Genomic DNA, 12493 nt, shown 5'->3' with positions numbered 1-12493 from the left:
TTATAATTATATAAGAAACAATTATGTTATGGTAAAATTATCAAAAAAATATAAAGGAGAATACATCATTATGCCTCTAAATTCACATAACATCGAACACCAGATCTATACAATGTGTATGATCCAACGTAACAATGAAGTTTTACTCATAAAACGCCCCAACCATCGAGGTTTCCCTGGCTACATCGCTCCTGGCGGCAAAGTAGATTTCCCCGAAAGTATCGTTCAAGCCGCTATAAGAGAAGTAAAAGAGGAAACTGGATTACTTGTTTCGAATTTAACTTTTAAAGGATTAGATGAATATGTAAATCCGAAAGGTAATGTTCGGTACATGGTATTTAACTACTGGACAGACTCATTTGAAGGTGAACTTCTTTTAAACCCTCCTGAGGGCGAATTATTATGGATACCAATCGATACAGCACTACATCTTCCTATGCAAGATTGGTTTAAAGAGAGATTCCCATTATTTTTTGAAACAGGCACTTTTGAAATTCAACGTGTTTGGGATAATGAGCTAAATAAACAAATTTCTATGACAATTACCCATACATAAAAAAGCTTGGAAACCTGTCCAAGCCTTTCTTACTTCTAAGTAATTTTTTCAATCTTATAATGAATATGTAAAAATTTAAGTCCAAATATCCACATGCTATGATGAGCTGTTAACATTTTATCCTTATCCTCTGTAATGACGAAAGTCTCTGCTAACGGTAAACGGATTGTTAAGAACTGAGTATGTAAATAAATACCCTCATCTCCCTGACCATTTTCTCTTAACTTACTAGTAATGATTAAATCATGACTATCATTATATATTTTCAAAATACCAGTCATATTCGAATAAGGTAAAGGTAAGGCGATATTCATATATGTCTCATTCTTATTTGTATGCTTTGAATAAAGAGCTACAAAAATAGATTCACCTGCTTCATTTTTCCTTAGCCAAGCCCTTACATTCTCTCTTCCATCTTTCTCATCTATTACATTAATGATAGAGCCATGCATCGTTTCCCAATTGCCGCCCATCCCTAAATGTATTTGTCCTACACGCTTACTCATTTTCTCATAACAAAATGCAAATGGGCGGAACCAACGAGCCCATTTAATATTTGATTGCAACTCATACTCTGTTGTATTTTCATAAAAACGAATAATACTTAAAGGTACCTTCGTCACGTCAAATGACTCACTATGAAAATCAGTTATTTGATCAACTAAACCGTTGTATTCCTTACTGCCTACTAAATTGCCGCTATATAAAAAAGCCTCACCAATTGCCACACTTCCTCTTAATTTACTCATTGGTTTCCCATAGTATTTATAATTCGGAACACTCTTTTCGATCATCCAGCCGACAAATGCCGGTAACGCTACTCCAATTCCATTGACAACACCATGAATCCAAACCATTTGAGCAATTGTAATCGTCATTACATGCTTCAAATTCCCGTATGAGTATATAAGTGAGAACATAATTGTAACCATGAGTGTACTAGACGAAACGATTAGTAGAATCTTTGCACTGATAGCATTAAATTTTGCTCTCCAAACGTAAAATCCATACCCATAAATCGCACATAAATATAGAAACACTGCAAAAAATTCAAATATTCTCGAGTATGTAATTCCTATTGCGACTGTCATAGGTGAAATCATGATGATAAACATAATAACATCATACACTTTACTTCTCTTTTCTCTTTTTCTCCCTATTAAACCAGCTGATAATGGCAATAGAAACGCCGAATAATGAAAATGTGCAGCTGTGAGTAAAACAATGTCAGAGCTAAACTGCATAATTGAAAGTTTTGCTACTGAAGCAAAAAACCAAAAACCACCTAAAAACAAATAAATAAACGCACTATCTATGGCGGTCTCTTCTAACGGCTTCCATCCTCTTTCTAGCAATCTACTTACACCAAATAACGCAACAATTCCTGTATATACAAACCAAACTAGCGCAAATACATAGTGATTTGTGACGAAAGCTAGCATTGCACAAATTGCTGCAATTGGATATAAAAACGATACGAATTTATAAAATAATAAATACGATCCATCTCTTTTTCTTTTATCAATAATACAAAGTGACATTGGTATAAATAATAAAACAGATAATAATATAATTGCTTCAACAGGATTTATATTCGACCGCTCACATAATAGAAAAACAACATAACCAGCAAGCCCAAATATTATATTTTTCATATCGTTTATTTCCTTTCCACAAATGTTCCCTTATATGAAAAAAGCGAGCCAATTAACGGGTTTCGTACTTGTACATGAATTCGAAAACACTGTAGTGTTGCATCATAACTTTCAACAATTTTTGCTTCACCATACAAGAATTTTGGCAACGGAATTTTTCTTCCAAACATATAAAACCATTGTTTCTTTGAAGCAATATGCATTGCCCCTAACTCATCGATATGAAAATGTAGTGTAGAAACGAGTAAATGTGGTTCGCCAAAATAATCTACAATTTCATTTTCGTTTTCATCCAATTGCATAACTGCGTTAAAATATCTTTTCTTATTATGAAAATAAAAAGTACGGTTCCACCTTACTAATTCTTGTCCATATTCATCTCGCTCAGCTATGTTTTGTATCGTAAATGGAATTTCCTCTCCTCGTTCCGAGAAAAACATTCGAAACTTCGATGCAATTTTCAATATAAATTTCACGAAAAAAGAGCCACCGTAAATTTCATCCATCTTTCCTTCCCCTGTAAAACTATTCTCTTCTGTAATGGCATAACGCTTCTGCAATTCAGGATGAAGATTTTTATAGGTATCCCCTAATAATCGTTCATACATATTAGCCATACACTTATCCCTTTCTCGCCCTCTTGCAATTTTTCGCGCTTGGTAAATCGAAACTATTTATATAACCGACAATTGATAACCCCATTAGAAGAACATTTAATGTAATCGGATTAAACGGCCCTGTAAAGCTTGCGATATTCGTAAATCCTGCCGCTAACGTTAAAACTAGTAATACAATAATATGCAGTATAAATAATTTTCGTTTTGTTAGTGGCAACAGCCATACGACACCGAAAATTATTTCTAACACCCCAATTATTTTAAGTATATATACACTACTTTCATTTGAACCAATTAATACAGAAAGCATCTTTACTTCTTCTGAATGAGTAAACAGTAGTTTCGGCACTATCCCTTGATATATCCATACAAAAGCAAATAAAAAGCATACGAGCCAATACGTCATTGTTCTTCTAATTAGTAACCTAGGATGAAGCCCCTTTTCTAACCATAATTTTAAGGCATCAAAACTCCAAGCGGTCGCCCAACCTAATAACGGACGAAAAATATAGGAATCTATTACATTTCCTATACGACCAAATCTTGTATCATAATCATATTGTGTCTCAAAATGGATGTATTCTTTATTCGGCGTATACTTCCAATAACCACGTCCTATTTGAATAAGAGATAATGTATTATCCGTCCAAAATTTTAAAGAGGAAATTCTTTCACCAGTTTCTTTTCTTATTTCACCTATTGATTCCCCTTCTCCAGCTATTTCAAGCCCAAATCCAATCTTTGTTTTATACAAAAACTTCTGTGGTTCTCCTTCTTTTTTCCCTAAATACGAAATTTCAGTAAAGCGAGCATCCCACTCTGTATGTATATCTGGTTCTTGCGTATATCTCCATAATTTTTCCATCGTCGTGTTCATTTTTGTCGCAACATAAATAGGCTGTTTCCTTTTCATTCTCCCACCTCCTATGCACTATAAGTTTAATGTACATGCAATGAATTTATTTTGCTACATTTTTCACAAACTTTTCTGGAAAAAGAAAGAATTTTTAAAATATATATAAAACACTTGATTCCACGAAAAATTTAAATTATTATAAAACAAATGTTACCAATAACTTCATAAATCAAACACTCTCGCCTAAAACGTGAGATAGAGGTTGCGATACTTATGAGTATTCTAATGGAGACACAGAGATGTCTATGAACTTAGATGAAAGGAAGTATTGCCGAAATTGATAAATTTCTCTGCATTTGTCAATTGGGGCTGTTTTCGAATAGAAACAGAACTGTCATATGTACAGACGTGTACGTATGAAGAGCTATCTACAAAAAAGAGATATCATTTTTTTATGATATTCCTTTTTTGGCGGTTTTTTTATTAGCTCCGTTTTCTGTTTCCCTTTTCCTGTAACAGCACCATCCTCACTTATTTGAGATGGTGTTTTTTGTTTGTCTTTCTGGTAACTACAGGAGTATTGGGATTTATATATTTCCTAATCTATTCTTAAAAATAGACGAAAGAAGGAATTTGTAATGGAAACAATTGTTCAAAAATTTGGTGGCACTTCTGTCGGAAGCGTCGAACGCATTCAACATGTAGCAAATTTAATTATTGAAGAATATGAACGAGGTCATAGCATTGTCTCTGTCGTTTCAGCAATGGGAAAAAGCACAGATGAACTTGTCGCACTCGCTAACGCTATCACAGAAAATCCAAGTAAACGTGAAATTGATATGCTTCTATCTACAGGAGAACAAGTAACTATTTCATTATTAACAATGGCACTGCAAGCAAAAGGCTATCATGCAATTTCATTAACAGGGTGGCAAGCAGGTATTACGACAGAATCTGTACATAGTAGTGCACGGATTACTGACATTCATACAGATCGTATTCAATCTTATCTTGCTGAAGGCACGATTGTTATCGTAGCTGGTTTCCAAGGTATAAGTGTAGAAAATGAAATTACAACGCTTGGCCGTGGTGGTTCTGATACGACTGCTGTCGCACTAGCCGCTGCACTTAAAGCAAAAAAATGTGATATTTATACGGACGTGACAGGCGTATATACGACGGACCCACGAGTTGTAAAAGATGCTTACAAATTAGACGAAATTTCTTATGACGAAATGTTAGAGCTTGCTAATCTCGGTGCCGGCGTATTACACCCGCGCGCTGTTGAGTTTGCTAAAAATCATAACGTAGTTTTAGAAGTTCGCTCAAGTATGGAACAAGAAAACGGAACAATTGTAAAAGGAGAATGTAACATGGAACAACAATCAATCGTTAAAGGTATTGCATTTGAGGATAACATTACACGTGTCACAATTAAAGGATTAGAACAAGGCTCGCTTTCAACAGTTTTCTCTACATTAGCAGCAGCACACATTAATGTAGATATCATAATTCAAAGTATTACAAATGAAGGAACTGTACACCTCTCCTTCTCCATTCATTCGAATGATTTAAGAGAAACTTTAGAAGTTTTGGAACAAAATCAAGAAACTCTTCACTATGAATCTGTAGAACATGAAAATCACTTAGCAAAAGTATCAATCGTAGGATCTGGCATGGTATCTAACCCAGGTGTCGCTGCAAATATGTTCACTACTTTAAAAGAAGAAGATATTCATATTAAAATGGTAAGTACATCAGAAATTAAAGTGTCTGTCGTTATTGACCGCCTTCATTTAGTAACAGGCGTTGAGGCGCTGCATCAATCATTTATGGCGAAAATTGAGCCTTTCGTGCAAATGAGCTAATCTCATCTATTTAGTAATACTAAAAAAATCATATTAATGTATTACATTCCTATTAAATAAAAAGCTGTTCGTTAACACGATGCTATATGACATATTAAAAAACACCTTGTCACATTTTCCTATACTGTGACAAGGTATTTTTAACTGAAAGGAATTTGTAACTACTTAGTAGTATAATTATGAGGATAATTAAATAATAGACTTTTATACATAAGGAGATAAGACTATGGCAAAAAACAAATTACTACGAATGGACAATGTCAGCATCGTTGTAGAATCCCTTGATAACGCAATCTCTTTCTTTGAGGAGATTGGCTTGAATCTCGAAGGTCGAGCCAATGTCGAAGGTGAATGGGCTGGTCGCGTAACTGGACTCGGTTCTCAGTGCGTAGAGATCGCTATGATGGCCACTCCAGATGGCCACAGCCGAATTGAACTTTCGCGATTTCTCACCCCTCCTACTATAGCAGATCACCGAACAGCTCCTGTAAACGCCCTCGGTTATCTACGCGTCATGTTCACCGTTGAAGATATTGACGAAATGGTATCGAGACTCACTAAGCATGGTGCAGAGCTCGTTGGCGAAGTTGTTCAGTACGAGAACTCGTATCGTCTCTGCTACATTCGTGGAGTCGAAGGAATTTTAATCGGTTTGGCGGAAGAACTCGGTAATAAGTAAGCAAGTGACGTTTTGTAAAAAAGAGGGAATAGCTCTATATTTAAGCTATTCCCTCACTTCTATTAAAACAGATGAATGTTTTCTTTTTTACAAGCTGCACGTAAATCGTCAGGCCATACAGAAGATTGAACTTCACCGATATGTGCTTTACGTAAGAAGTACATGCACATTCTTGATTGTCCAATGCCACCGCCGATTGTTAATGGTAGTACGTCTTCTAATATACCTTTATGGAAATCATACTCACGTTTGAAGTCTTCACCAGTTTTCGTTAACTGCTCATCAAGTGATTTACTATCAACACGAATTCCCATTGATGATAATTCAAATGAAGATTGTAGTACTGGGTGCCAGAATAAAATATCACCGTTTAATTTCCAATCGTCATAATCAGCTGCGCGTCCGTCGTGCTTTTCACCTGAACGAAGTGCATCACCAATTCCAATAATAAAGACTGCACCGTGTTCTTTCGCAATTGCATGTTCACGATCTTTCGGTGTTAATTCTGGATATTTATCTTCTAGTTCTTGAGAAGTAATGAAAACAATCTCTTCTGGTAAATACTTTCCAAGGAACGGATATTTTTCAAATAAGTGATCTTCTAAATCTTTGAATATTCCATAAATTGTTTGTACTGTTTTTTGTAAGTAATCGACAGTACGCCATTCTTTTTGAACGATTTTTTCCCAATCCCATTGGTCAACGTAAATGGAATGCGTTGCATCAAGTTCTTCATCACGACGAATCGCGTTCATGTTTGTATATAAACCTTCACCAGCTTCGTATCCGTATTCATGTAATGCAAATCGTTTCCATTTCGCTAGTGAATGAACAATTTCTAATTCTTCTCCTGAATGTAACATATCAAATTCAATTGGGCGTTCTACACCGTTTAGGTGATCGTTTAATCCTGATTTTTTCGTTACGAATAATGGTGCAGATACGCGGAATAGTTCAAGGCGTTTTGCTAATTGGTCCTCGAAAAATGTTTTAACTTCCTTAATTGCGATTTGAGTCTCTCTTACTGTCATTAATGATTGATACATGGTGGTTTCCTCCTAAAATGTTTGGATGTTGTGAAAAGAAGCCAACAAAAAAAGCCCTTCTTTCCCAAAAAACTGGGACGAAAGGCTTTGGTTCCGCGGTACCACCCAAATTAGCAACAGAGGTTGCTCACTTATACAGTACGGAGATAAAATATCTCGATACTGTTCTTCTTGTAACGGCGAAGTTCCCGGCTAAGTCTACTTTCCTATAAAGGATTTCGGTTAGCAACTCCAGGAGGTTCTTCATAATAGGCTTCGTATCAGGCTCACACCACCCCTGACTCGCTTAAACTACGTCCTACTACTACTCGTCCTTTCATAGTCGTTTTGTTGTCACATCTCTGAAACATTTTATTAATGATTATTCTATACAAAAAATAAAGAAAGTCAACAAAAAGTTTTAAAATGTTTTTCAATTCTTTATTTTACGGCTTTATTGATTGTTGTTAATTTAACATCTTTACTTTTTCTGCCTCGTCAATCCAAAAAATGTTTCACTGATCGAAACTAACGTATACACAACAATTAATGTGATCGTTCGGAATATAGAATCCGCAGTATTTCTTATTATTTTCATTTTCTTTATAATTCCTTTCAGTTTACTTGCAATTTCATGATATACTATAGCATTCAAGCAGTTTATTTTTACTTAAAGTAATCATAGTCATTTATAAAGAGTATTTTCTAAATCATTGACTATTATCAAATAAGATTTTTATATAACGGAGTGATCATATGAGTAAAACGAAAGCAAAACCGAAAAAAGGTGTAGGACAAGGTACAGGAAGTAAAGGATGGAACCGTTGGCAATCAAGTGCAAAGAAAAAGGCAGCTGCCAAACCATACAAAAGTAAAGGTACAAAGAAGTAATTTAAATAACATTTGATTTCTTTACTTTGTACAAAACAAAATATAATTATTACAACAAAAAAGCTATGCCCTCATCAATTTGAAGGCATAGCTTTTTTATATTAAATCATTAAAATATCTCGAATTTCTTCCTCTGTGATTGAGGACAATTTCTCTTCTCCCGGCTCAATCACTTCAGCGATTAAATTTTTCTTACTTTCTTGCAGTTCATGCATTTTCTCCTCAATTGTTCCCTGAGCTACTAGCTTTATAACTTGCACTGTATTTTTTTGTCCCATTCGATACGCTCTATCGGCCGCTTGTTGTTCAACAGCTGGATTCCACCATAAATCATATAATATTACTGTATCTGCACCAGTTAAATTAAGTCCGGTACCACCAGCTTTTAAAGAAATGAGAAATAGCTCTCCTTCTCCTTCGTTAAACCGATCGCACAGCTCTACACGTTCCTGCGCTGGTGTACTCCCGTCTAAATAAAAGTATGGAATTGCTTGTCGATTTAACTCACGACCAATAATAGAAAGCATCTTCGTAAATTGAGAAAAAATTAATATTCTCTTCCCTGTACTTCTACATTCCTCTAGAATCTCTAACAGTTGTTCAAATTTAGCTGAACTTCCTTTGTAATCATCAACAAATAAAGCGGGATGACAACAAATTTGTCGCAATCTCGTTAAACCAGCTAAAATTCTAATTTTATTTTTACGTAACGTGTCTTTGTCTAAATGCTTCAACGTTTCTTCCCTTAACTTCGCTAAATAAGCAGCATAGAAACTCTTTTGATCGGGTAATAACTCCGATGATTGTAAGTGCTCTATTTTCTCTGGCAACTCATTTAATACGTCCCCTTTTAACCGTCTTAATACGAATGGTTTCACTCGCTTCGCTATATCTTCACGCCTTAAATCACCGAACTCTTTTCTTCCTGGTAATAATTCCGGGAAAACGACATGGAAGATAGACCATAGCTCTTCTAATGAATTTTCTACAGGTGTCCCCGTTAGTCCGAAACGGTATTCAGCTTGAATTGTTTTCACAGCTCTTGCCGTTTGTGTTGTAGGGTTTTTAAACGCCTGTGCTTCATCAAGAAATAGTGTATGAAATGGTCTTGCATATAATCTTATATCTCTTCTCAGTAATGGATATGACGTAATTATGACATCAAATTCCGCTATATCTTTCAAAATCTTCCGGCGCTCTGCTTGGTTTCCATCTGCAATAACCGCTCTAATATGCGGGGCGAATTTTTTCAATTCACTAAACCAATTATAAACAAGAGATGATGGTGAAACGACTAATATAGGCAGCTTCTTTTCTCGAATCTCAGGCAAAACAGAATCTATAAAAGCAATGCTTTGCAACGTTTTTCCAAGTCCCATATCATCTGCCAAAATACCGCCAAAACGGTAATAAGCAAGTGTTTTCATCCATTCGAACCCATATACTTGATACTTTCTCATTTCTGCATTTAAAGTATTTGGCACAGCAAACTTTAATTTTTTCGGATTTTGAATGTTTTCTACTAACTCTTGAACAGAATCATCCACACTTAAAACATTGCCTTCATGAAGTCCATTCATCCATTTTACACTCCGAATAAGCGGAACATTTACCTCTTCTCCATGTAAAAATTCTTTCCGAATACCTGATTCTTTTATAAACTGATTAATTTCATTAAACTCTTTACTCTCTAGCGATAAAAAAGAACCGTTCGCCAATCGATAATATTTACGTTTCTCTTCAAGAGCCGCTAATACACCTTTAATTTCTGCTTCTGGTATTCCTTTTATATCAAAACGAAATGACAACCAATCAATTCTTTCTTTTCTTCTCACTCTAATAAGAGGAACTACATCCCCTTTACTAATTCGCAATTTAATTGCTGTCGTCGCATAAATATCAACTAAACCTTTTAATGTTGGCACGACGTGATATAAAAAGTTATACTCAGCTTCTTCATTATGCATAAAGTAACCGCCTTCTGTTTTTGCAAAGGCACTTTCACTCATAATGTCTAAAATCTCTTTTTCCTTTTTCTCATCACGATTAAAAACAGACGGCTGTCCATCCTCTTCTAGCGGATTAATCATGACGTTCCCATAGTGAAATTCAAGACCTGCTAATAAGCGATTTTTCACGCGGTCTAAATACAATTTCGCTTTTAGCGAAGGTGTTTCAACACGATCCGATATTACTTCATCAATGTGTACAGTTCCGAGCTTCATTAATCCTGGTACAACTTTCCCGACGAAATGTTCCATCTTACTTTCTGGAATATAAAACTGATTACTATTTGAGCGACTTATCATCTTTTGTAATTCAATAAGTCGCATACAATCTTCAATGTGTAAGTGATATAATTTCCCATCGTAAAGTGCATTGTTATACATATCCATAACTCGTACACGATTTAGACCATCTATATGAAGTGTAAATCCGCCATTATTTCCCTTTGTAAATTCAAAGTGTAACGGCAACAAACCTTTTGAAACTTGTAATCCCTGAAACAGTTGTTCATTTTGTTTCAGCTGTACATATTCAACTTTAGAAAGTGAAGAGAGCATATCTTTCCATGAAGCTGGTGGTATGAATATCATACTTTCATCTTGTTTCGCATGTACTTCTAGCGCATCCTCATACATTTTTTCGTTATGATACATTTTAATGAGCTGCTGGATAATCGCATCCGTTTCTTGTTTAAAACTATGTACATCTGGCGTATATGTAAATTCATTTGAACAATGAAAAGACTCTCTTTTCTCCACCTTAGAAAGAAATTCTCTAATATGATTTATGAAATACACTTTGGCAAGTTTCAATTGAATTCCAAGTAGAGCCCCACCACTTCTCGTAGCTACTGGTGTACATATAAACTCAACATCTAATATTTCGCGTGTATCAAAACGGTGTTGTTTACTTTTTGGCCTCAGTGGTTTGTCCGCAAACAGCTGAAACATACCACTTGTCAATTGATCGTTTCTGTTACTAGTGGAGCTCATTCCACCTGTTTGTTGATTATAGTTTATTTGTATTAATACTGCTGCAACATGTTGACAATACGTTTGAAAAGACGATAATGAAGGACAACTACATTTTGCAACAACATCACCCTTTTTAGCTTTTTCTACTGTAACATGGAAATCCTCGTTCCCTTTTACTGTAGCCTCGCAAATTTCTTTATTTTTATCATAATGATTTATTATCACTTTATTTGATTTATAATAGGCTTCACCTCTTTTATATGAGGTCTCTCCGCACACTTCTTTAATAATCGATTTATTCAATGTGAAACTCATCGCTTTGACACTTCCTTAATATAAAACCATTTTCTCTTACTTAACATTTTACATGCTCCACGAGAAAATATAAAATGTTGATTTAACAAAAAAGATGCTTATTTATAAGCATCTTCTTCACTCTATTTCCATCAACCTCTTCGCCTCAAAATACAACACTTGAATAAACTTCTTTGTATTAATTCGCGTATGACCAGAAGATGCAAGTTCATCTTTCGTCATTTCTGTCATCCGTTTTCTAACTACAGTGAAATCGAAAAATTTTGGAGCATAGCTTTCAAATTTTGGATTTGAAAAGTCTGTTAGTCCTAAAGAAGCCAAATGATTTAACGACTGATAAATAGCTCGACGTACTCTTTGTTCAGACGCTTTTTTCTCTTTATCAATATCCGCCTCTAAAGCTATATCCCCTAATTTCCTTATCGTAATATGATGAAAAATTTCTTTTAACGCAGGAAAGCCAAAGTCAAATGTCTGTGCCTTTTCTTGACCATATAAATATTCCAGCATACTAAGTAAATCTTTACTTCCATTCTCTCCCGCAATACCGAGTTCTGATAGTAAAAAGCGCCCTAAATCCCCTATCTTTTTTCCTTCTTGTACTGGTTCAGTACGCAATTGCGGTTTTTCCCACTGAAACACGTTATTCAATGATTTTTGAATATCATGTATAGAACGCTCCAATCTAATACGCTCTATCACTTTGCGTACAACAGATACAACTTCGATTTTATTTAATGGTTTTGTAATATAATATTCTACACCAAATGTATATGCCTCACCTATAAGCTGCTTCGATTCCACCTGAGAAATCATAATAATTTTCCCCGTGAAAGTTGACGCAATGTGACGAACTGTTTCAATTCCGTCCCTCATCGGCATCAACAAATCAATAAATAAAATATCTATTTTTTTAAAATTTAGTTGATCCGCTTCAATAAAAGCTCCGTCATCCGCCTCACCAATTACTTCTCCAAGATCTCCATCTTCAATAATTTGCGACAGCATTGAACGGAAAACTTCATCATCGTCTACGATATAATAAAACAA

10 protein-coding genes, 1 riboswitch and 1 other annotated feature are annotated in these 12493 nt (G+C 35.1%); of the genes, 4 read left to right on the top strand and 6 right to left on the bottom strand.

What is annotated here, in order from left to right; translation table 11 throughout:
* Positions 1–70: 70 nt before the first annotated feature.
* The gene (locus ASE54_RS02370; RefSeq protein WP_001130579.1) at positions 71–556 is read left to right on the top strand and encodes an 8-oxo-dGTP diphosphatase; all 486 of its coding nucleotides are present in this window, start codon (positions 71–73) and stop codon (positions 554–556) included.
* Positions 557–591: 35 nt separating this feature from the next.
* On the opposite strand, the gene ASE54_RS02365 is transcribed toward ASE54_RS02370, so the two are convergent.
* Genes ASE54_RS02365 through ASE54_RS02355 form a run of 3 tightly spaced genes read right to left on the bottom strand, consistent with a single transcriptional unit; the run spans position 592 to position 3741 of the window.
* Positions 592–2211 (bottom strand): YndJ family protein, encoded by a 1620-nt coding sequence (locus ASE54_RS02365; protein WP_000789396.1) that lies wholly within the window; start codon positions 2209–2211, stop codon positions 592–594.
* 5 nt (positions 2212–2216) lie between these two features.
* Positions 2217–2828 carry a DUF4166 domain-containing protein gene (locus ASE54_RS02360; RefSeq protein WP_000002648.1) on the bottom strand — a complete coding sequence of 204 codons (612 nt, stop codon included), beginning with the start codon at positions 2826–2828 and terminating at the stop codon, positions 2217–2219.
* Positions 2829–2832: 4 nt separating this feature from the next.
* On the bottom strand, positions 2833–3741 hold the full coding sequence (locus tag ASE54_RS02355) for a DoxX-like family protein (protein ID WP_000823953.1): 909 nt from the start codon (positions 3739–3741) through the stop codon (positions 2833–2835).
* 191 nt (positions 3742–3932) lie between these two features.
* Positions 3933–4119: riboswitch (Lysine riboswitch) on the top strand.
* A 203-nt stretch (positions 4120–4322) separates the two neighbouring features.
* On the opposite strand from ASE54_RS02355, the gene ASE54_RS02350 reads away from it, so the two are divergent.
* Both ASE54_RS02350 and ASE54_RS02345 read left to right on the top strand, forming a co-directional pair.
* Positions 4323–5552: an aspartate kinase gene (locus ASE54_RS02350; RefSeq protein WP_000448026.1), complete on the top strand. Its 1230-nt coding sequence runs from the start codon at positions 4323–4325 to the stop codon at positions 5550–5552.
* A gap of 226 nt (positions 5553–5778) precedes the next feature.
* Positions 5779–6231, top strand: a complete 453-nt coding sequence (locus ASE54_RS02345; RefSeq protein ID WP_001107256.1) for a VOC family protein — start codon at positions 5779–5781, stop codon at positions 6229–6231.
* Between the two features lie 62 nt (positions 6232–6293).
* On the opposite strand, the gene asnA is transcribed toward ASE54_RS02345, so the two are convergent.
* Positions 6294–7277: an aspartate--ammonia ligase gene (gene asnA, locus ASE54_RS02340; protein WP_000284912.1), complete on the bottom strand. Its 984-nt coding sequence runs from the start codon at positions 7275–7277 to the stop codon at positions 6294–6296.
* A gap of 70 nt (positions 7278–7347) precedes the next feature.
* Positions 7348–7606: a binding site (T-box leader), on the bottom strand.
* A gap of 406 nt (positions 7607–8012) precedes the next feature.
* On the opposite strand from asnA, the gene ASE54_RS33465 reads away from it, so the two are divergent.
* Positions 8013–8147: a DUF3934 domain-containing protein gene (locus ASE54_RS33465; protein ID WP_000047588.1), complete on the top strand. Its 135-nt coding sequence runs from the start codon at positions 8013–8015 to the stop codon at positions 8145–8147.
* A gap of 101 nt (positions 8148–8248) precedes the next feature.
* Here the strand turns inward: ASE54_RS33465 and ASE54_RS02330 are convergent, their stop codons facing one another.
* Both ASE54_RS02330 and ASE54_RS02325 read right to left on the bottom strand, forming a co-directional pair.
* The gene (locus ASE54_RS02330) at positions 8249–11443 is read right to left on the bottom strand and encodes a DEAD/DEAH box helicase (RefSeq protein ID WP_000011068.1); all 3195 of its coding nucleotides are present in this window, start codon (positions 11441–11443) and stop codon (positions 8249–8251) included.
* A gap of 117 nt (positions 11444–11560) precedes the next feature.
* Positions 11561–12493, bottom strand: coding sequence for a response regulator (locus ASE54_RS02325; protein WP_000500296.1), 933 nt, complete (start codon positions 12491–12493; stop codon positions 11561–11563).

It is taken from the genome of Bacillus sp. Root131 (assembly GCF_001429475.1).
GTDB classification, from domain to species: Bacteria; Bacillota; Bacilli; order Bacillales; family Bacillaceae_G; genus Bacillus_A; species Bacillus_A thuringiensis_S.
The sequence above is the reverse complement of the archived record's forward strand: the minus strand, read 5'-3'. Positions and strand labels throughout refer to the sequence as shown.